Raw genomic sequence first — 17,711 nt, 5'->3', positions numbered from 1 at the left:
TTCCGTCCTGCCCGACGCCGGCCGGGACTCAGTGGAAGACGTAGTCCGACGGCTCGACGCGGCGGGTGCGCTCGTCGTACTCGCGCATGTAGCCGGGCCAGTTGGTGACGATGCGCCCGGTGTCGTCGCGGTACCAGGAGTCGCAGCGGGTCCACGCGGTGCCGGGGAAGCGGGCCTGGACCTCCTCGTCGTAGGCCTGCTCGACCTCGGGGCGGACCTCCACGCCGGACGCGCCGCGGCGGGCCGCCTCCTGCAGGGCCTCGCGGACGTAGCGGACCTGGTGCTCCAGGTACCGGATGATCGAGCCGCCGGAGGTGTTGGTGTTCGGGCCGTAGAGCACGAACAGCGAGGGGAACCCGGGGACGGTCATGCCGAGGTAGGCGTGCGCGCCGTCGGACCACTCGGTGCGCAGCGACCGTCCGCCGGGGCCGCTGATCTCCATCGGGAACATGAAGTCGGTCGCCGCGAACCCGGTGCCCCAGATGATCGTGTCGACCTCGTGCAGCGTGCCGTCCTCGGTGCGCACCCCGGTCGGCTCGACGGCGGCGATGCGCGACGTCTCGACCGCGACGTTGGGCCGCTGCAGCGCGGGGAGCCAGTGCGAGCTGAACAGGATGCGCTTGCAGCCGAAGGTGTAGTCCGGCCAGACCTTGCGGCGGACCTCGGGGTCGCGCAGCTGGGCCCGCATGAACAGCGTCGCGTAGAGCCGCCCCAGCCTGCCCCAGGTGGCGGGGTGGCGGATCATCAGTGTCAGCGCCTCGCAGTACTCGGTGATGAACCGGCGCCGAGCGGCCTGCAGGCCGGGCACCCGCGCGATCGCGGCCCGCCACCACGCCGGGAACCTCCGGTTCCGTCGCGGCAGGAACCAGTTCCCGGACCGCTGGAACACCGTCATGTGCCCCACCTCGGGGGCGATCGCCGGCACGAACTGCACGGCGCTGGCTCCGGTCCCGATCACGGCGACGCGACGTCCGCGCAGGTCGTGGTCGTGGTCCCAGCGCGCGGAGTGGAACATCGTCCCGGCGAACGAGTCGACGCCGGGCAGGTCGGGGGACACCGGCCGGTTCAGCTGACCGGTTGCGACGATCAGCACGTCGGGGGTCCAGGTGCGGCCGTCGTCGGCGGTGACCGTCCAGGGTCCGTCGGCCTCGTCGCGCCGGGCGTCGACGATCCGCACACCGGTCTGCACGAGCTCGTCGACCCCGAACTCGGCGGCGACACCCCGCAGGTAGGCGAGGATCTCGGGCTGCGGTGAGCAGAGCCGCGACCAGTCGGTGCGCTGGGCGAACGAGTACGAGTACAGATGGCTCGGCACGTCGCAGGCGGCGCCCGGGTAGGTGTTGTGCAGCCACGTACCGCCGATGCCGTCGGCGGCGTCGACGATCGTGACGTCGCGGATGCCGTGGGCCCGCAGCTCGATCGCGGCGGCGATGCCGCCGAACCCGGCGCCGACCACGAGAACGCTCGGTGCGTGCACGGGACCTCCCTGTCTCCGGAATGCAGCAGCGATCACCGTAGCGATGCGGCCCGGGGCCCCGGGTGCCCGTCCCGGCCCGTGCGGGCCGTCTCCGACCTCACACGACCGGGCCGTGCGACCCGGCCCGCGAGGGAGCACAGTGGAGGGTGAACGGCCGACACCGGGCCGGCCGGGAACGGAGCACAGTGATGAGCACCGTCGTCGTCGGCGTGGACGGATCGGACGCGGCCCTGGACGCCGTCGCATGGGCGGCCCGCGAGGCCGCCGCCCGGCACGCCGACCTGCTGCTCGTGCAGGCCTTCGACGTGGCCGGACTGTACGCGGACGCCGCCGTCGCCCCCCTGCTCGACGACGTCGAGGAGTCGATCCGCGAGGAGTCCCGAGCGACCCTCGACGCGGCCCGGCACGCCGCCGCGCAGGCCGCACCCGAGGTCGCGGTCGACGTCGCCGAGGACCGTCGGGCGCCGTCGACGGCACTGGTCGAGCGGTCCGCCACGGCGGAGCTGCTGGTGCTCGGGTCCGCCGGGCGCGGGGCGATGGGCACCGCGCTGGGGTCGGTGACCCTCGCCGTGGCCTCGCACGCGGGCTGCCCGGTCGTCGTCGTCCGCGGCACGTCGTCCGACGGGCCGGTCCTGGTCGGGATCGACGGCGGCCCGCTGTCCGACGTCGCGCTGGAGCACGCCTTCGCCGCGGCCGCCGAGCACGGCACCGGGCTGGTCGCCCTGCACGCCTGGCACGACGGCCGGTCCCCGGCCCTGCGCGCGACCGGTGCGTTCGACCGGCTGCGCGAGGCCGAGGAGCGGGCGCTGGCCGAGCGGCTCGCCGGCTGGTCGGAACGCTATCCCGACGTCGCCGTCGAGCGGGTGATCGAGCGCGCCGAGCCGGGACGGGTGCTGGCCCAGCGCAGCGGGGCGGCGCGGCTGGTCGTCGTCGCCACCCGGGGGCGGGGCGGGTTCACCGGGCTGCTGCTCGGCTCGACCGGGCTCGCGCTGGTCCAGCGCGCGGACTGCCCGGTGATGCTGGTCGGGCCCGCCGCGACGGCCTGAGCGGCTACGACCGGAGCGCGGGGTCCAGCGCGGCGGTGAGCGCGGCGACCGTGACGTCGCCGCGGTACTGCTCGCCGTTGACGAACAGGGTCGGCGTGCCGCGCACGCCCGAGCGCACCGCCGCGTTGAACCCGGCCTCGACGCGGTCCTCCGCCAGCCGCGTCGCCGGCCAGACGACCCGGTCCGGCCGCACCCCCGCGGCGACGGCGTGCTCCCGCAGGTCGTCCTGGCGCAGCCGCGGCGGACCGGGGGCGAACAGGGTGTCGTGCATCTCCCAGAACCGGCCGTCGAACCCGGCCATCTCGGCGGCGAGGGCGGCCGCGATGGCGTGCGGGTGCACCTCGTGCAGCGGGAAGTGCCGGAACGCGAACCGCAGCCGCCCCTCGAAGCGGTCGCGGACCTCCTCCAGCACCGGTGCGGCGTCGCGGCAGTAGGGGCATTCGAAGTCGCCGTACTCCACCAGCGTCAGCTCGGCCTCGGGCGGGCCCAGGACGTGGTCGTACGGTCCGACGGGTGGATCCAGGCTGATGACGGTCTCCTCGTTGCGTCCCGCGACGGGCGGGGCAGGATCAGCACATGGCGGTGATGACCTTAGCCGAGCGCGGCGACCTCTCCGATGCCGCGCGGCGGTTCCTCGGGACCGAGTCCGGATCGGCGGTCCTGCTGGTCGGGGCGGCCGTCGTCGCGCTGCTGTGGGCCAACCTCGGCGGCGGGTACGAGACGTTCTGGCACACCCCGCTGGCCGTGTCGTTCGGGGAGTCCGCGCTCGACCTGGACCTGCGGCACTGGGTCAACGACGGCCTGATGGTGCTGTTCTTCCTCTCCGTCGGGCTCGAGATCGCCCGCGAGACGACGCTGGGCGAGCTGCGCGGGTTCCGCGCCCTCGCCGCACCGGCCGCGGCCGCGCTCGGCGGACTCGTCGTGCCCGCGCTGTTCTTCCTCGCGCTCAACGCCGGCGGCGAGGCGGCGGGCGCCTGGGGGATCGCGATCTCCACCGACACCGCGGTGATGCTGGGTGTGCTCGCGCTGCTCGGGCCGCGCTGCCCCGACCAGCTGCGGGTGTTCCTGCTGGCTCTGGCCATCGTCGACGACATCGGCGCGGTGCTGGCGATCGCGCTGTTCTACACCGACGAGGTCGACCTGCTCGCGCTGCTCGTCGCCGTGGTGCTGCTCGCCGGGCTGCTCGCGCTGCGCTGGGTGCGGTTCTGGCGGACGCCGTTCTACGCCGTCGTCGGGATCCTGTGCTGGGTCGCGGTGCTGCGGTCGGGGGTGCACCCGAGTGTCGTCGGCGTCGCGCTCGGGCTGCTGGTCAACGCCTACGCGCCGCGTCGCACCGAGATGGTCGAGGCCGTCCGGATCGGGAAGAACTTCCTGCTCGACCCCACCCCGGAGCGGGCCCGCACCGCCCGCGCGGTCGCGGTCGCCGCCGTCTCCCCGAACGAGCGGCTCCAGCAGGCGATCCAGCCGTGGAGCAGCTACGTCATCGTGCCGCTGTTCGTGCTCGCCAACGCCGGGGTGGTGCTCTCCGGCGAGACCCTGTCCGCGGCGGCCACCTCCCTGCTGACCTGGGGAATCGTGCTCGGTCTCGTGGTGGGCAAGCCGATCGGTGTCGCCGTCGGGACCTGGGTCGCGCTGCGCACCGGGATCGGGCGGGTGCCGGACACGCTGCGCTGGGGACAGCTGCTCGGCGGTTCGGCGCTGTCGGGCATCGGGTTCACCGTCGCCCTGTTCGTCACCGAGCTCGCGCTCACCGACGAGCTGCTCGTCGCCGAAGCCAAGATCGGGATCCTGGCCGGGTCGGTGCTGGCCGCGCTGTCGGGCTGGCTGGTGTTCCGGCTGGCGGGGGAGCGGGGCGGGCAGTGCGCGCCCAGCGGCCTGCCGACGCTGCCGCCGCGGCCGTGGCGGCCGGCGGACTGACCTGCGTGGTTCCACGGAGGCCCGGCGACGACGTCCGGGGCAGGGTGGCGGGACCCGAGGGGAAGGAGACCCCCGTGCACAGCGCTCTGCGCGCGATCCCGGTGGGACTGGTCGCCGGGCTCTGCGCGACCGTCGTCGCCTGGTACCTGATCGGTGACGTCAGCCCGGCATCCGACCTCGCCGACGGGATCCGGGCGTACGACCCGCCCGCGTTGCCGTGGCCCGTCGGGGTGCTCGCCGCGGCGGGGCTGGTCTGCTGCGTCGCCGCGGTCGTCCGCCGGTGGGCCCTGGCCTCGCCGGTCGTGCTGTGCGTCCTGGCCGGCCTGCTGGTCGGGTGGGCCGGACGCGTCATGACGGCGGCGTCGATCGGCGCGAACATCGGTGGCGGCCTGATGCTGCTGATCGGGCTGCCGCTGTCCGGGATCCTGGTCCTCGCCGCGGTCGTGACCGCGCTCGTGATCGCCCGGAGGTCTCAGAGGGACGCGAGGATGTCGAAACCCGACCCGTCGGCGACGGCCATGTAGATCCGCTGCTCGGCCCGGCCGTCGCGTACGGTCACCGGTCCGCGCGGGCCGACGTAGTGGCACCGTCCGGCGGCCTCGGACAACCGGACCGCGTCGGTGGTGCCGACCCGGTTCGCCAGAGCGGCGAGGACCCCGACGCCCTCGTAGCAGGACTCGCCGGGCGCGCACGGCAGCGGTGCGCCGGGGCCGAACCGGCGGGCGTAGCGGGCGCCGAAGGCCAGGCTCTCCGCGGTCGGGAGGGCCTCGAAGTAGCCGGCGGCGGTGAACACGTCCTGCGACGCCCCGGCCCCGGCGCAGGCCAGCATGCTCTCGTCCATCAACGGGGAGAACCGGGCGTACCGGCTCTCCAGCCCGCGCCGGGCGAACTCGTGGTGGAACGCGACGGCGTCGGAGCCGACGAGCAGCGTCAGGACCCCGTCGACGTCGAGGTCGGCCAGGTCGTCCAGCACCGCCCGGTGGTCCGAGGTGCCGAGCGGCACGAAACGGGTGTGGTCCAGCGTCGGCCCGCCGGACCCGTCGAGCGCGGCCCGGGTCCGCGCGATCGACCGGTGCGGCCAGCGGTAGTCGTTGCCGATCACCGCCCAGCGCCGGACGCCGATCTCCTGGGCCATCCACCGCAGCGCCGGGGTGAGCTGGATGTCCGGTGTCTCACCGATCGGGACGACACCCGGCGTGGTCTCACCGCCCTCGTAGAGCGCGGTGAACACGTACGGCACCAGTCCGCGCAGCGCCGACGCGAGCCGCACCCGCACCGGGGAGATGTGCCAGCCGACGACGGCGTCGATCGCCCCGGTCCGCGCCGCCTGCGCGACCGCCGTCGCCACCTGGTCCGGCGCCCCGGACCCGTCGAGGATCCGCAGGTGGACGGGGCGGTCGAGGACCCCGCCCACCGCGTTCAGTTCCTCGACGGCCAGCCGGGCGCACAGGATGCACGACGGCCCGTAGATGCCGTCGGAGCCGGCCGAGGGCACGACGAGGCCGACGGTGAACGACGGTCTCGCAGTCGACGGCATCGGACGCACCCCCACGGACGCTTCGACGACCGGAACGCCGGCGCGGGGCGGGGTGTTCCCGCCGTCACACCGCGCGGTCCCACGGTCCTTCGGCCCTGAGCGGACCGGCGCCGCCCCACGAGGATCGACGGCGAGGAGGTGGCCGACGATGACGACCCGACGGACGGTCCCGGTGGTGCTGGCGGTCGCGGCGATGATGACGGTGCTCGCCGCACGGATGGCCCGCCGGACCGGGGCGTCCCCGGCCGAGGCGCGCGTGCCGCGGCCCGGCGACACCCTGCTGCCCCGTGCCGACCTGCAGTACGACCGCGCCCGCACCCTCGCCGCGCCGCCCGCCGAGGTGTGGCCGGTCGCGCTGCCCGACGGCACGCCGGGCACCCGGCTGCACCTGCGTGAACGCTACGAGACCGGGGGTCTCGTGGAGCGGGCGGCGGTCCGGCTGACCGGCGTGGTCAGCGCGGTCATGACGTGGCGGATGCTCGGACGGCTCGCGGTGCTCGTGACCGGGGCGCCCGCGCACCCGTCCGGGTGGTCGGGGCCCGGCGTGCCGCTCGGCTCCCGCCGGCCGGCCCGATGCCTGGCAGGGTGGTCGGCCCAGAGGCGCTGAGCCGACCGGACCCGGAAAGGACCTCGATGTCGCAGCCGCACCCCTCCGACTCCAGCCGGATCGCCGCGATCCTCGCGCACCTCTCGGCGCCGATCGCCGCGATCCTCAGCGCCGGGCTGCTGAGCCTGGTCGGCCCGCTGCTGGTCTGGCTGGTCAAGAAGGACGACCCGTTCGCGCGCCGGGCCGCCGCCGGGGCGTTCAACTTCAACCTGTCGTTCTGGGTGCTGTTCATCCTCTGCTGGATCCTGATCTTCACCGTGGTCGGGATCGTGGTGGCGCTGCCGCTGATGCTCGTGCTGTTCGTGGTGTCCGCGTGGTGCCACATCAAGGGCGCGGTGCGGGCGTCGAACGACCGGCCCTACCACTACCCGTTCCAGCTGCGCGTGCTGTCCTGAGCGGGGTGGCCCTCAGCCGGCGTCGGCGGGGGTGAACGTCTCCCGGTGGATCAGGCGGGGGGCGATGCGGCGCCGCTTGAACGCCCTGACCCCGGCCTCGACCATCCCCGGCGGCCCGCAGAGCCAGCCCGACCAGCCCCGGGCCGATCCGACGTCGTCCAGGAACAGGTCGGTCGGGAGTCCGGTGCGGTGGAACGTGCCGTCGGGCGGGCTCTCGTGGGAGAGCACCGGAACGACGTTGACGTTCGGGTGGGCCTCGGACAGACGGGCCAGGAGGTCCAGGTCGTAGAGATCGGCCGCACCGCGGACCCCGTGGTACAGGAGGATCTCGCGGCCCGGTCGGCCGGCGAGCGCGGTCCTCACGATGCCCAGCAGGGGGGCCAGCCCCGTGCCGCCCCCGATCAGCACCATCGGCTCGCCGCCGTCGTCCTCCGGGTCGAGGAAGAAGTCGCCCAGGGGCCCGGCGGCCCGTACCCGGTCGCCGACGGCGAGCCCGTCGAAGATCCAGCGGTCGGTGGCCGTGCCCCCGGGGACGAGCCGTACGTGCAGCTCCAGGACCTGGTCGTCGTCGGCGACGTTCGCCAGCGAGTACTGCCGACGAGCACCCGAGCCCGGGACCGTGAGCTCCACGTACTGGCCCGCGTGGAAGGCGAGCGGGTCGGCCAGACCCAGCCGCACCCGGCGGGTGTCCCGCGCCATGTCCTCGATGTCGACGACGACGGCGTCCAGATCGCGCAGGGGGTGGGTCCGACGCCCCGCGCTCCCGCCGCCCGGCCCCGACGGTGCGACCTCCGCGTCCGAGCGGAGCCGGGCCTGGCAGGCGAGCGCCAGACCGGCGGACCGCTCGTCCTCGGTCAACGTGCTGAGCGGCGAGTCCCGGTGGTCGACCTCGCCGCTCAGCACGCGCACCTTGCAGGTGCCGCAGGTGCCCTGGTTGCACGAGTTCGGCATCCATGCCCCGGCGCGGAGGAACGCGTCGAGGACCGACTGGTCCGGCCCGCACGTCACCCTCCGCCCGGCGACGGTCGCCGTGAAGGCCATGCCCTCACACCTCCCACACGGTGTGCAGGGTGGTCGGACCGCGGAATCCCCAGCCCCAGAACTCGACGTCGGAGGACGTGTCGCGTTCCAGGTTCGGGATGGCCTCGAGCAGCTCCTCGAGCGCGATGCGCATGACGTGGTTGGCGTAGTAGATCCCGGCGCAGGCGTGGTTGCCCGCCCCGAAGGCCAGGTGCGGGAGCGGGGGCCGGTCGATGTCGAACCGGGTCGGCGCCTCGTACCGGTCGTGGTCGTGGTTGGCGGAGCCGTAGGAGAGGATGACCGGGGTGCCGGCCGGGAGGTCCACGCCCGCGACCGTCACGGGCCGGGTCGAGATGCGTGCGGTGGCCGACCAGATCGGCGACGTCCAGCGCATCCCCTCCGAGACCGCTCGCGGGATCAACGCGGGGTCGTCGACGACCCGCTCCATCTGCTCGGGCTCGCCGAACAGCCCGACGAGGGTGGACGCGATCCCGTGTCCGGGCTCCTGCATCGCGCCGAGCAGGTACACGTAGACGGTCGGATAGATGTACTCGCGGTCGCGGGTGCGCCCGGGAGGCATGCCGTCGTGCAGCCAGCGCGAGATCGCGCTGTCGTCGGGGTGGGTGATCCAGTGGTCGATCAGCGGGTCGACCACGGCCTGGATCTCGGCCTTCGCCCGGTCGCCCTCGACGAAGCCCTCCGGGTTGGCGAACTCACCGCTCTCGGTCATGGCCGCGTTCGTGAACGAGCGGTTGAGCTTCGCGAACCAGTCGCGCAGGACGTCGGACTCCACGTCGCGGAGCCCGAGGAGGTCACCGAGGGACCGCACACTGACCGGCTCGCAGTACTGCGCGACCAGCTCGGCGCGGCCGTCGTTCTCGAAGCTCTCCAGGTAGCGGCGGGCGATGGGACGGACGAGGTCCTCGACGTAGCGGTCGACCTCGACCGGCTGCAACGCGGGCTCGACCATCCCGCGCAGGTCGGCGTGGACGTCCCCGTTGACCCCGATGATCGCCGGGTGGCCGAAGGTGCGCCCGCCCGCCGGGGTGATGACGGCCTCGAAGGCGGCGCTCGTGGCCACCTCGCGGCAGACCTCCTCGGTGGACGCCACGTAGGAGCCCAGTACCGGGACGTAGGCGAGTGGTGCCTCGGCACGCAGACGCGTGTAGGTCGCGTACGGGTTCCGCTCGAGGTCGGACATCGTCACGTCGTCCAGCCACGAGAGGTCCGGGGTGCGGGCGTCGTTCACCGCCGTCATGGGGGTGGCTCCTTCACTGCGTCGGTTCGGGACGGCGAGAAGGTAGGCGGGGTCGTCGGGGGCTGACGACACCGATCGCGCGGTTTCGGTACCGATCGCGCGAGGAGTTCGAACGTGATCGGTGTCGGATACGATCGAGGGCATGGCCGCACACAGGGGTGCGCCACCTCGGGACTGGGACCAGGTGTCGCAGAGCGTCGCTGACGTGTACTTCCCGCACGAGCTGACGCCCATCGGTCCCGGGAGCAGGCCTCGCCTCACCCTGCAGACACTCGATCTCGGCCCGGTTCTCCTCGGCTACGTCGGCTGGGGAGCCGACATCGCCATCGACTGCGACTATCCCGGGGCGTACGAGGTCAACATCCCGTTGACCGGTCACTTCGTCAGCCAGACCCGTCGCGGATCGATGACCTCCGTCTCCGGCCAGGCGGCGGTCTTCCGGGCCGACAGCGCGTGCCGGATCACGCACTGGGACGCGACGTGCACCGTGCTGGGGGTCAAGTTCGACCGCACCTGGCTCGATCGCGAGGCGGAACGCGTACTGGGCAGCAACCCCGTCCGGGTCGCCGGCGTCCTGCCCGACCAGCTCGATCTCGACCGGGGCGGAGGTGAGGACTGGCGGAGACTCGTCAGCAGTCTCGCCAGCCACCTTCGTCGCCCGTCACTGTTCGCCGGCTCTCCCGTGGTCTCCGAGCAGCTGGCCGGCGCGGTGGCCGCGGGATTCCTGCTGACGAGCTGCCCCGACCTGGGCACCGGGTCGCCCGCGCGGCCGCGCACGGTGTCCCGGGTCGTGGACGCGGTCCGTGACGACCCGGCCCGGCCCTGGACCGTGGCGGACATGGCGGTCCTCGGGAGCACCACCGTGCGACGGCTGCAGGAGGGCTTCCAGGAGTGGATCGGATGCTCCCCGATGGAGCACCTCACGACCGTCCGCCTGCAACGGGCGAAGGCGGACCTGGAGAGCCGGACGTCGACCTCGGTCAGCGATGTCGCGGCGAACTGGGGGTTCTCGAGTCCGAGCCGGTTCGCAGCCGCATTCCGCCGTCGCTACGGCCTGTCGCCCTCGGAGTTCCGTCGGTACCACCGCCACGGCGGCTCCCACTGAGCACGTCGCCGCTGCGGGGGACGGCCGGACCACGGCTCGGTGCGGGCGCCGGCCGGGACCACCGGCCGTTGCCGGACGCTGTCGGATGCCGCTGTCGACCGCTTCCGGACCGCCGCGCACGGTGACGTCTCCGCTGGTCGGGGTGGCGGGATTTGAACCCACGGCCCCTCGCTCCCAAAGCGAGTGCGCTACCAAGCTGCGCCACACCCCGTCGACCGCAGTCTAACTACGCTTTATACCCCGCCGCGCAGCGCTCCATGCCTGAGGTGATCGAGCACCCACGATCGGGTGAGACGTGAACGCGGCCACTGCGAGGTCCGTAGAGACGGGCAAGAACGACGAACCTCGTGAAACTCTCGGAAAGGACCCACCCCGATGCGTCGCACACTGCCCCGTCTCGCCGCCGTCACCGCCGCGACCGCCCTCGGCTTCGCCGCGACCGCGGGCGTCGCCTTCGCCCAGCAGGCGGACGTGCCCGAGCCGGACTCGTTCACCAGCATGTACACCGTGATGGCCACCCCGGACACCATCATCAACAACGACGGCGCGTCGGTCCCCGGCCAGCCGGGTGCCACCGGAGAGTTCAACTTCCGGATCAACTCCGACGACGAGGTCATCTGCTACGACATCACGCTGCGTGGCGTGACCGGCGAGTACCAGAGCCCGGCCGCGACCGCGACGCACATCCACGAGGCGGCCGCCGGCCAGCCCGGCCCGCCGCGGATCTCCTTCCCGAACCCCCAGGGTGACGGCGACGTCCGCACCTCGTCCGGCTGCATGCAGGGCCCCTTCACCACCGGGCTCGAGGGTGACAACGGCCAGGACACCGGCACCGGCTTCTCGCTCAAGCAGATCGAGGCGAACCCGGCCGGGTTCACCGGCGACACGCACACCGCCGAGTTCGCCGCGGGCACCGTCCGTGGTCAGCTGCAGGAGGTCCCGATGGGCGGCGTCGAGACCGGCGCCGGTGGCGCGTCCGACTCCACCGCCCTGTACGCGATCGGTGCCGCCGGCGTCGCCGCGGCCGCCGGTGCGGGCGTCGTGATGGTCCGCCGGGGTCGTGCGCAGAGCTGAACCCGCGCGTGACCGACGCCCGGGAGCCCTGCTGCTCCCGGGCGTCGTCGCGTTGCTCCTCCTCCTCGCAGGCTGCGCCGCGCCGGCCGCACCCGCCGCGCCCGAGCGCCCGGCAGGCCCGGTCACGCAGGAGCCGGTCGTCGCCGAGCCGGGGGAGGCCGCGGTGCCGACCTCGGTGCGGATCCCGGCCATCGGGGTCGACGAGCCGGGTCTGGTGCGTCTCGGCGTCGCCGCGGACAACACCGCCGAGGTCCCGCAGGACTTCGACCGTGTCGGCTGGTTCGACCGCGGCGGCAATCCCGGACCGACTGTCCTGATGGGACACGTCGACTCGCGCAGCGGGCCCGCGGTCTTCTTCGACCTGCGCGACCTCGGACCGGGTGACGTCGTCGAGGTCGGTCGCAGCGACGGCACGACCCTGCGCTACGCGATCGAGCGGACCCAGCAGGTTCCGAAGGACGCGTTCCCGACCTTCGAGGTGTTCGGCGCGGCGTCCCCGGACCTGCTGCGCCTGGTGACCTGCGCGGGCGACTTCGACCGCGGCGAGCGCAGCTACGTCGACAACTTCGTCGTGCACGCCCGCATGCTCTGACCGTTGCCCGACGCGCCGTGCGGTCCGGTTCCGCCCGTTGTGCCCGGTCCGGCGCGACACTGATCGGGTGACGGTGCCGAGACAGCGCGACGCGCGTGCAGCGGGCGGGACGCCGCGGCGCCGTCCGGCGTCGCGGCTCGCCCGGCTGCGTTCCGTACCGCCGCTGCACCTCGTGCTCGGCGCGACGGGGGCCCTGCTGGCCGTCGGTGTGGTGATGGTGCTGTCGGCGTCGGCGGGCGGGCGGACCGTCGCCGACGGGATGGTGCTCACCGTCTTCGTCCGCCACCTGATCTTCCTGCTGCTCGGGATCGGCGCGTTCGCACTCGGGATGTGGGTGTCACCGGCCCGGTTGCGACGGTGGACACCGTGGCTGCTGTTCGCCTGTCTCACCGCGCTGGTGCTGGTGCTGGTCCCCGGCATCGGCGAGGTCCGCGGCGGTGCCCGCCGGTGGATCTCGGTCGCCGGGTTCACCGTGCAGCCGGGCGAGGCGGCGAAGGTCGTGCTCCTGCTGTGGGGCGCGCACGTGCTCGCGTTGCGCGGGCGCGCCGTGCGCCACGGCCGCTACGCCGTCCTCCCCCTGGTGCCGGTCGCCCTGCTGGCCGGGGCACTGCTCATGCTGCAACCCGCGCTCAGCACGACGGTGGCGCTCGGCGTCATCGTGCTGTCGCTGCTGTTCTTCGCCGGTGCGCCGCTGGTGTTGCTCGCGGGCCTGTCCGGCGGGGCGCTGCTCGGCGTCGCCGTCCTGGGGCTCACCGCGGACTACCGCCGCGACCGGATCAGCACCTTCCTGGGCGCCGGCGACGAGCTCGGCGCCGGCTACCAGTCCCGCCAGGCGCTGCTGTCCCTCGCCGACGGCGGCCTGTTCGGCACCGGCCTCGGCCAGGGGCGCGCGAAGTGGGACTACCTGCCCAACGCCGCGAACGACTTCATCTTCGCCGTCATCGGCGAGGAGCTCGGGCTGGTCGGCGGGCTCGCCGTGTTGGCGCTGTACCTGCTGCTCGCCTGGGTGGGGCTGCGCGTCGCCGCGCGCACCCGGGACCCGTTCCTGCGGCTGGTGACGGCGGCGACGGTGACCTGGGTCGTCGTGCAGGCCGCGATGAACGTCGGCTACGTCGTCGGCCTGCTGCCGGTGACCGGCCAGCAGCTCCCGCTGGTGTCCGCGGGCGGGACGGCGCTGGTCAGCACCCTGTTCCTGCTCGGGCTGGTCGCCAACGCCGCCCGCCGGGTCAGGTAGCCAGGCTGCCGCGCAGCACCGTGGACCCGGCGACGTCGACGACCCGGAACTCCTCCGCGTCGGCCCGCAGCACCGAGGAGTTGAGGTTGCAGACCATCGGCGACGCGCCGGTCCCGATGAACTCGCCCGCGCTCACCTCACGCCCGTCCTCGGCCTCGACGACGACGCGGTAGGTCGCACCGGAGCGGAACCCGGCGCCGTCGAGCACGATCTCCACGCCCCAGGTGTGCGGGATCGCGACCGCCGTGGCCTGCACCGTGGGATCCATCGCCTGGACCGCGACCGGCTCGCGGGGGATCCCGTCGTGGTCGCCGACCAGATACCCGGCGACGCCGCCGACGAGCAGCGCGGCCGCGGCCGCCGCCGCGACCGGAGCCCACCGGTTCCGTGTCCGGGCCCCGGCCGATGCCGGGCGCTCGGCCCGCGCCGCCGCCACGATCCGGTCGCCCAGATCCGGCGGGGGAGCGGGAGTGTGGTCGAGCCGGTCGGGGTCGACACGGCCCAGCGCGGGCAGCACACTCGCGACCTCGGCCAGCTCCTCGCGGCACGCCGGGCAGCCCTGCAGATGGGCCTCGAGGGTCGCCAGCTCGTGGCCCTCCAACCGGCCCATCGCATGGTCGCCCAACGACTCCCGCATCGCCCGGTGCTCGTCTGGAGTCACGGTTCCACCCCCATCTCGTCCATCGCCAGTCGCAACGCCTTCAGCCCGTAGAAGACCCGGCTGCGGATCGTCCCGACGGGCACCCCCGCCTCCGCGGCGATCTCGGCGTGTGGACGCCCCCGCAGGTATGCCTCGACGATCGCCTGCCGGTGCTCCGGACGGAGCCGCCGCAACGCCTCCTCGACCAGCCAACCGTCGACGAGGGCGTCGTCGGCAGGGCCGATGTAGTCGTTCCCGGTCTCGGGCTCGTCGGTGAGCCCGCGGCGCCAGGGCCGCGCCGCGACCCTACGGATCTCGTCGATGACCACGTTGCGGGCGATGGCGAACAGCCACACCCGCAGACTGGCGACCGACGGGTCGTACGAGTCGGCACGACGCCAGGCGCGCAGGAAGACCTCCTGCACGGACTCCTGGGCTGCACCCTCGTCGCCCAGCTGGCGCAGGGCATAGCGGTAGAGCTCGGCTCCGTGCGCGGTGTACGCGGCGCGGAGCCCCGGCTCGGAGTCGAGCCCGGGTTCGGTGGCGCGCGCGTCGACGGCGCGCAACCTGCGGTGGGGCGCCTTCATCGGTGTCTGCGAACCTCCTGAACGTCCCTGTCCCCGGTGTGTACGCACCCGGGGGCGGGGGTGTTCACAGGGGCGGAGTGGGATACGCTGCGGGGGTCCTGATCGACGAGATCGGGGCATGCGGGCGTAGCTCAATGGTAGAGCCCCAGTCTTCCAAACTGGCTACGCGGGTTCGATTCCCGTCGCCCGCTCCACCACGTGACCAGCGGGTTCGCTGTCTGCGGCAAGATCGACAGACAGACTCGTGACACGGAGCATGACACGAACGCTCCTAGCGTTGGTGTCATGGCTCGTCTCCAGCCCAAGCCCGCCGGGCGCCAGAAGGGCAGCATCGATTTGCTCCCGAGCGGCGCGCTGCGCGTGCGCGTCTACGCCGGCCAGGACCCGATCACGAAGCGCCGGCACAACCTCGTCGAGGTCGTCCCGGCCGGGCCGGACGCCGAGAAGCAGGCGTACGCGGTCCGCGACCGGATGCTGCGGGAGATCGAGGAACGGCGGAGCCCGCGCACCAGCGCGACCGTCGCGCACCTGCTGGAGAAGCACCTGGAGCAGTTCTCCGGGGCGCCGAACACGCTGCAGCTCTACCGCGGCTACGTGAAGAACCATATCGAGCCTCTCGTCGGCCGACTCAAGGTCGGTGAGCTGGACGCGGAGATCCTGGACTCGTTCTACGCCGAGCTGCGCCGCTGCCGGATCCACTGCACCGGGTCGGGGCTGATCGACCACCGGACGACGAAGCGCCACGAGTGCGACGATCGGTGCGGACCGCACCGCTGCAAGCCGCTGTCGGACACGGTGGTCCGGCACATTCACTTCGTCCTGTCCGGCGCGTACAAGCGCGCCGTGCGGTGGCGGTGGGTGTCGGTGAACCCGATGACCCAGGCGGAGCCGCCGCCGATGCCGAAGCCGAACCCACGTCCGCCGAGCGCGGAGCAGGCGGCGCGGATCCTGAACAAGGCGTGGGAGGACCCGGATTGGGCCGCGCTGTTGTGGCTCGCGATGACGTCGGGTGCGCGCCGCGGGGAGTTGTGCGCGGTGCGGTGGTCGTGGATCAGCTTCGAGCCGGGGCGGGAGACGCTCTGGTTGCAACGAGGAATCCGCAAGAGCGATGCCGGGTGGGTCGAGGGGGACCTGAAGACTCACCAGCAGCGGCGGATCGCGTTGGACGCCGAGACTGTCGGCGTGCTCAGGGAGTTGTGGGGGCGGTGCGTTGAGCGGGCGAAGGCGCTCGGGATCGAACTAAACGGGCTCTTCCGGAAATGGAGTGCAGGTGAGGGCGTGATCGACCGCGCGGGTGGGGTCGTGTCGCTGCGGTGAGGCGGGCCCCGAGAAGTTGATGATGACGGTTCCTACGCCAACATCAGCAACGATCCCGGGGACCCGATGTCGCAGCCTACGTGCCCGCCTGCCCAGATCGTGGCCGACACGATCATCCGTACCGTCGAGCTCGGGGTGCGGATCACCGACGCCGCCCTGGCCGGGGAGACCACGGTGCTGTGGTGCGACCTGCTCACCGACGGGCCCGGCGCCTGCCCGGGGTGCGGACTGACCGGGATCTACCGCGACAGCACCGAGCGCCGCGTCAGCGACGTCCCGGTGGTCGGCCATCCGCTGCAACTGCGGGTCCGGGTGCCGCGCTACCGGTGTGTCCACGATGACTGCGCCCGCGAGATCTTCGCCCACGACTCGACCCGCCTGGCCCGTCCCGGTGCGTCCACGACCCGGCGCTGCGCGGAGTACGTGTTGCGCCGCTTGGCGATCGACAAGGCGACGGTCGCCGCGGTCGCCCGTGAGCTGGGCCGCAGCTGGGACACCGTGAACAGCGTCGCGGTCGCCGCGACCGAGCAGCTGCTGCGCTCCGCCGGGCCGGCCCGCCTGGACGGGGTGCGGGTGATCGGGGTCGACGAGCACAAGTGGGCGCACGTGTTCGGCGCCGACGGAGACGGGTTCGTCACCGTGATCACCGACCTCACCGATGTCGTCGCAGGCCACGGCCGTGCGCGGCTGCTCGACCTGGTCCCGGGCCGCTCGGCGGCGGCCCTGAAGACCTGGCTCGACGCCCGCGACCCGGCCTTCCGCGACGGGGTCCGGGTCGTGGCGATGGACGGTTTCGGCGGCTACAAGAACGCCGCCACCGACGCGTTGCCCGATGCGGTCACGGTGATGGACCCGTTCCACGTCGTCGCCCTGGCCGGGCACAAGCTCGACCTGTGTCGCCAACGTGTCCAGCACGACACCCTCGGCCACCGAGGCCGCACCGGTGACCCGCTCTACCGGGCACGGCGGACCCTGCGGACCCGCCTCGGACTGCTCACCGACCGCCAACGCACCCGGCTTGAGGCGGTCTTCGCCGCCGACGAGCACGTCGCGGTCGAGGTCACCTGGTGGGCCTACCAGCAGATCATCGCCGCCTACGCCGACCAGGACCGCCGACGCGGCAAAGCATTGCTCAGCGGCGTGATCTACCGGCTACGCACCGGGCTACCGCCCGGGCTCGACGAGCTCACCACACTCGGCCGAACCTTGCACCGGCGCCGCGTCGACATCCTGGCCTACTTCTCCCATCGCGCCTCGAACGGCCCCACCGAGGCCATCAACGGCCGACTCGAAGCCCTCCGCCGCAACGCCATGGGCTTCCGCAACCTGATCAATTATCGGATCCGGTCGCTACTGCACTGCGGAGCGCTCGCACTCTAAATCCGGAAGAGCCACTAAACGAAGATGCCTACGTGTTCGGCGGCGCGATAGATGGGTCGACGTTCGCGACGCCAGATAGCGTGACGCAGCGGTATGACCGGATGGTCAAGATGCTGGGCATTAGTACAACGTTCCACAAGCTACGGCACTACTCTGCAACCGAGCTGATCGTCGCTGGCGTAGATCCGCGTACCGTCGCAGGACGACTCGGACACGGCGGAGGAGGCACGACGACTCTAAAGACGTACACCGCCTGGGTGTCCGAGGCGGACCAGCGTGCGGCTATAGGAATTAGCTCGCGAATGCCGCCGAGGCCCACGCAATAGGCGGGCGGGCGAGGCAGTTCGCTCCCCTTTTGGAGGGCTCTAGTTCTAATCCACTGAATGCTGCCCCAGGGGATTGCGCGCCGTGCGGGCAATCCCCCGGGGCCGTGAGTCGCCTCTATCAAAGGCGCGTCACATGCGGTAGATCAGCGCGTTTCGAATGTTGGTCGAGAACTCGGCGAACATCCCCTTCGCGAACATG

Annotated in this window: 19 protein-coding genes and 2 tRNA genes; 13 read left to right on the top strand and 8 right to left on the bottom strand. The window is 72.8% G+C overall.

Translation table 11 applies throughout. The features are described from left to right. Positions 1-28: 28 nt before the first annotated feature. Complete coding sequence (locus tag MTO91_RS20110) at positions 29-1,477, bottom strand: flavin-containing monooxygenase (protein WP_251783817.1); 1,449 nt, start codon at positions 1,475-1,477, stop codon at positions 29-31. Between the two features lie 188 nt (positions 1,478-1,665). Between MTO91_RS20110 and MTO91_RS20105 the strand changes: the two genes are divergently transcribed. Next, positions 1,666-2,523, top strand: coding sequence for a universal stress protein (locus MTO91_RS20105; RefSeq protein WP_208824940.1), 858 nt, complete (start codon positions 1,666-1,668; stop codon positions 2,521-2,523). Between the two features lie 4 nt (positions 2,524-2,527). On the opposite strand, the gene MTO91_RS20100 is transcribed toward MTO91_RS20105, so the two are convergent. After that, positions 2,528-3,013, bottom strand: a complete 486-nt coding sequence (locus MTO91_RS20100; protein ID WP_308819459.1) for a DsbA family protein — start codon at positions 3,011-3,013, stop codon at positions 2,528-2,530. Between the two features lie 86 nt (positions 3,014-3,099). Here MTO91_RS20100 and nhaA point away from each other — a divergent pair, with 86 nt between their 5' ends. Continuing rightward, on the top strand, positions 3,100-4,440 hold the full coding sequence (gene nhaA, locus MTO91_RS20095) for a Na+/H+ antiporter NhaA (RefSeq protein ID WP_476652295.1): 1,341 nt from the start codon (positions 3,100-3,102) through the stop codon (positions 4,438-4,440). Between the two features lie 74 nt (positions 4,441-4,514). Then, a complete protein-coding gene (locus tag MTO91_RS20090) occupies positions 4,515-4,964 on the top strand; it encodes a hypothetical protein (RefSeq protein ID WP_346107933.1) in 450 nt (149 codons plus the stop codon). Here the strand turns inward: MTO91_RS20090 and MTO91_RS20085 are convergent. Further along, entirely contained in the window at positions 4,913-5,977 is a 1,065-nt protein-coding gene (locus MTO91_RS20085) for a substrate-binding domain-containing protein (protein WP_476652293.1), read from the bottom strand. The genes MTO91_RS20090 and MTO91_RS20085 overlap by 52 nt on opposite strands. A gap of 148 nt (positions 5,978-6,125) precedes the next feature. Between MTO91_RS20085 and MTO91_RS20080 the strand changes: the two genes are divergently transcribed. Then, positions 6,126-6,584, top strand: coding sequence for a hypothetical protein (locus MTO91_RS20080; protein WP_357440603.1), 459 nt, complete (start codon positions 6,126-6,128; stop codon positions 6,582-6,584). Positions 6,585-6,610: 26 nt separating this feature from the next. Continuing rightward, positions 6,611-6,979 carry a DUF4870 domain-containing protein gene (locus MTO91_RS20075; RefSeq protein ID WP_357440606.1) on the top strand — a complete coding sequence of 123 codons (369 nt, stop codon included), beginning with the start codon at positions 6,611-6,613 and terminating at the stop codon, positions 6,977-6,979. A 12-nt stretch (positions 6,980-6,991) separates the two neighbouring features. Here the strand turns inward: MTO91_RS20075 and MTO91_RS20070 are convergent, their stop codons facing one another. Both MTO91_RS20070 and MTO91_RS20065 read right to left on the bottom strand, forming a co-directional pair. Then, positions 6,992-8,020, bottom strand: coding sequence for a 2Fe-2S iron-sulfur cluster-binding protein (locus tag MTO91_RS20070; RefSeq protein ID WP_476652291.1), 1,029 nt, complete (start codon positions 8,018-8,020; stop codon positions 6,992-6,994). A gap of 4 nt (positions 8,021-8,024) precedes the next feature. Beyond that, entirely contained in the window at positions 8,025-9,257 is a 1,233-nt protein-coding gene (locus tag MTO91_RS20065) for a cytochrome P450 (protein WP_476652289.1), read from the bottom strand. A gap of 142 nt (positions 9,258-9,399) precedes the next feature. On the opposite strand from MTO91_RS20065, the gene MTO91_RS20060 reads away from it, so the two are divergent. Continuing rightward, the gene (locus MTO91_RS20060; protein ID WP_405415735.1) at positions 9,400-10,362 is read left to right on the top strand and encodes an AraC family transcriptional regulator; all 963 of its coding nucleotides are present in this window, start codon (positions 9,400-9,402) and stop codon (positions 10,360-10,362) included. 134 nt (positions 10,363-10,496) lie between these two features. On the opposite strand, the gene MTO91_RS20055 is transcribed toward MTO91_RS20060, so the two are convergent. Beyond that, positions 10,497-10,573, bottom strand: a tRNA-Pro gene (locus tag MTO91_RS20055). Positions 10,574-10,737: 164 nt separating this feature from the next. Between MTO91_RS20055 and MTO91_RS20050 the strand changes: the two genes are divergently transcribed. The 3 genes from MTO91_RS20050 (at position 10,738) to MTO91_RS20040 (ending at position 13,262) form a co-directional block, all read left to right on the top strand. Further along, a complete protein-coding gene (locus MTO91_RS20050) occupies positions 10,738-11,436 on the top strand; it encodes a CHRD domain-containing protein (RefSeq protein ID WP_062396966.1) in 699 nt (232 codons plus the stop codon). Next, positions 11,423-12,028 (top strand): class F sortase, encoded by a 606-nt coding sequence (locus tag MTO91_RS20045; RefSeq protein WP_357440618.1) that lies wholly within the window; start codon positions 11,423-11,425, stop codon positions 12,026-12,028. The genes MTO91_RS20050 and MTO91_RS20045 overlap by 14 nt, the downstream gene beginning before the upstream one ends. Positions 12,029-12,095: 67 nt before the next feature. Next, a complete protein-coding gene (locus MTO91_RS20040) occupies positions 12,096-13,262 on the top strand; it encodes an FtsW/RodA/SpoVE family cell cycle protein (RefSeq protein WP_476652288.1) in 1,167 nt (388 codons plus the stop codon). Here MTO91_RS20040 and MTO91_RS20035 read toward each other — a convergent pair. Continuing rightward, a complete protein-coding gene (locus MTO91_RS20035; RefSeq protein ID WP_476652286.1) occupies positions 13,255-13,923 on the bottom strand; it encodes an anti-sigma factor in 669 nt (222 codons plus the stop codon). The genes MTO91_RS20040 and MTO91_RS20035 overlap by 8 nt on opposite strands. After that, the gene (locus MTO91_RS20030; RefSeq protein WP_476652284.1) at positions 13,920-14,489 is read right to left on the bottom strand and encodes a sigma-70 family RNA polymerase sigma factor; all 570 of its coding nucleotides are present in this window, start codon (positions 14,487-14,489) and stop codon (positions 13,920-13,922) included. The genes MTO91_RS20035 and MTO91_RS20030 overlap by 4 nt, the downstream gene beginning before the upstream one ends. Positions 14,490-14,609: 120 nt before the next feature. Between MTO91_RS20030 and MTO91_RS20025 the strand changes: the two genes are divergently transcribed. The 4 genes from MTO91_RS20025 (at position 14,610) to MTO91_RS20010 (ending at position 17,512) form a co-directional block, all read left to right on the top strand. Next, a tRNA-Gly gene (locus tag MTO91_RS20025) sits at positions 14,610-14,683 on the top strand. Between the two features lie 4 nt (positions 14,684-14,687). Then, positions 14,688-15,806, top strand: a complete 1,119-nt coding sequence (locus MTO91_RS20020; protein ID WP_476652283.1) for a tyrosine-type recombinase/integrase — start codon at positions 14,688-14,690, stop codon at positions 15,804-15,806. Positions 15,807-15,905: 99 nt separating this feature from the next. Next, complete coding sequence (locus tag MTO91_RS20015; RefSeq protein WP_476652282.1) at positions 15,906-17,186, top strand: ISL3 family transposase; 1,281 nt, start codon at positions 15,906-15,908, stop codon at positions 17,184-17,186. A gap of 32 nt (positions 17,187-17,218) precedes the next feature. Continuing rightward, entirely contained in the window at positions 17,219-17,512 is a 294-nt protein-coding gene (locus MTO91_RS20010; RefSeq protein ID WP_476652281.1) for a tyrosine-type recombinase/integrase, read from the top strand. Positions 17,513-17,711 lie beyond the last annotated feature (199 nt).

This window comes from Pseudonocardia sp. 2-7, assembly GCF_056341085.1.
The sequence above is the reverse complement of the archived record's forward strand: the minus strand, read 5'-3'. Positions and strand labels throughout refer to the sequence as shown.

Excerpts from the sequence above, each read along its gene's own strand:
- MTO91_RS20065 (WP_476652289.1), bottom strand. The coding sequence starts at position 9,257 with ATGACGGCGGTGAACGACGCCCGCACCCCGGACCTCTCGTGGCTGGAC.
- MTO91_RS20050 (WP_062396966.1), top strand. The coding sequence starts at position 10,738 with ATGCGTCGCACACTGCCCCGTCTCGCCGCCGTCACCGCCGCGACCGCC.
- MTO91_RS20080 (WP_357440603.1), top strand. The coding sequence starts at position 6,126 with ATGACGACCCGACGGACGGTCCCGGTGGTGCTGGCGGTCGCGGCGATG.
- MTO91_RS20060 (WP_405415735.1), top strand. The coding sequence starts at position 9,400 with ATGGCCGCACACAGGGGTGCGCCACCTCGGGACTGGGACCAGGTGTCG.
- MTO91_RS20030 (WP_476652284.1), bottom strand. The coding sequence starts at position 14,489 with ATGAAGGCGCCCCACCGCAGGTTGCGCGCCGTCGACGCGCGCGCCACC.
- MTO91_RS20105 (WP_208824940.1), top strand. The coding sequence starts at position 1,666 with ATGAGCACCGTCGTCGTCGGCGTGGACGGATCGGACGCGGCCCTGGAC.
- nhaA (WP_476652295.1), top strand. The coding sequence starts at position 3,100 with ATGGCGGTGATGACCTTAGCCGAGCGCGGCGACCTCTCCGATGCCGCG.
- MTO91_RS20085 (WP_476652293.1), bottom strand. The coding sequence starts at position 5,977 with ATGCCGTCGACTGCGAGACCGTCGTTCACCGTCGGCCTCGTCGTGCCC.
- MTO91_RS20075 (WP_357440606.1), top strand. The coding sequence starts at position 6,611 with ATGTCGCAGCCGCACCCCTCCGACTCCAGCCGGATCGCCGCGATCCTC.
- MTO91_RS20070 (WP_476652291.1), bottom strand. The coding sequence starts at position 8,020 with ATGGCCTTCACGGCGACCGTCGCCGGGCGGAGGGTGACGTGCGGGCCG.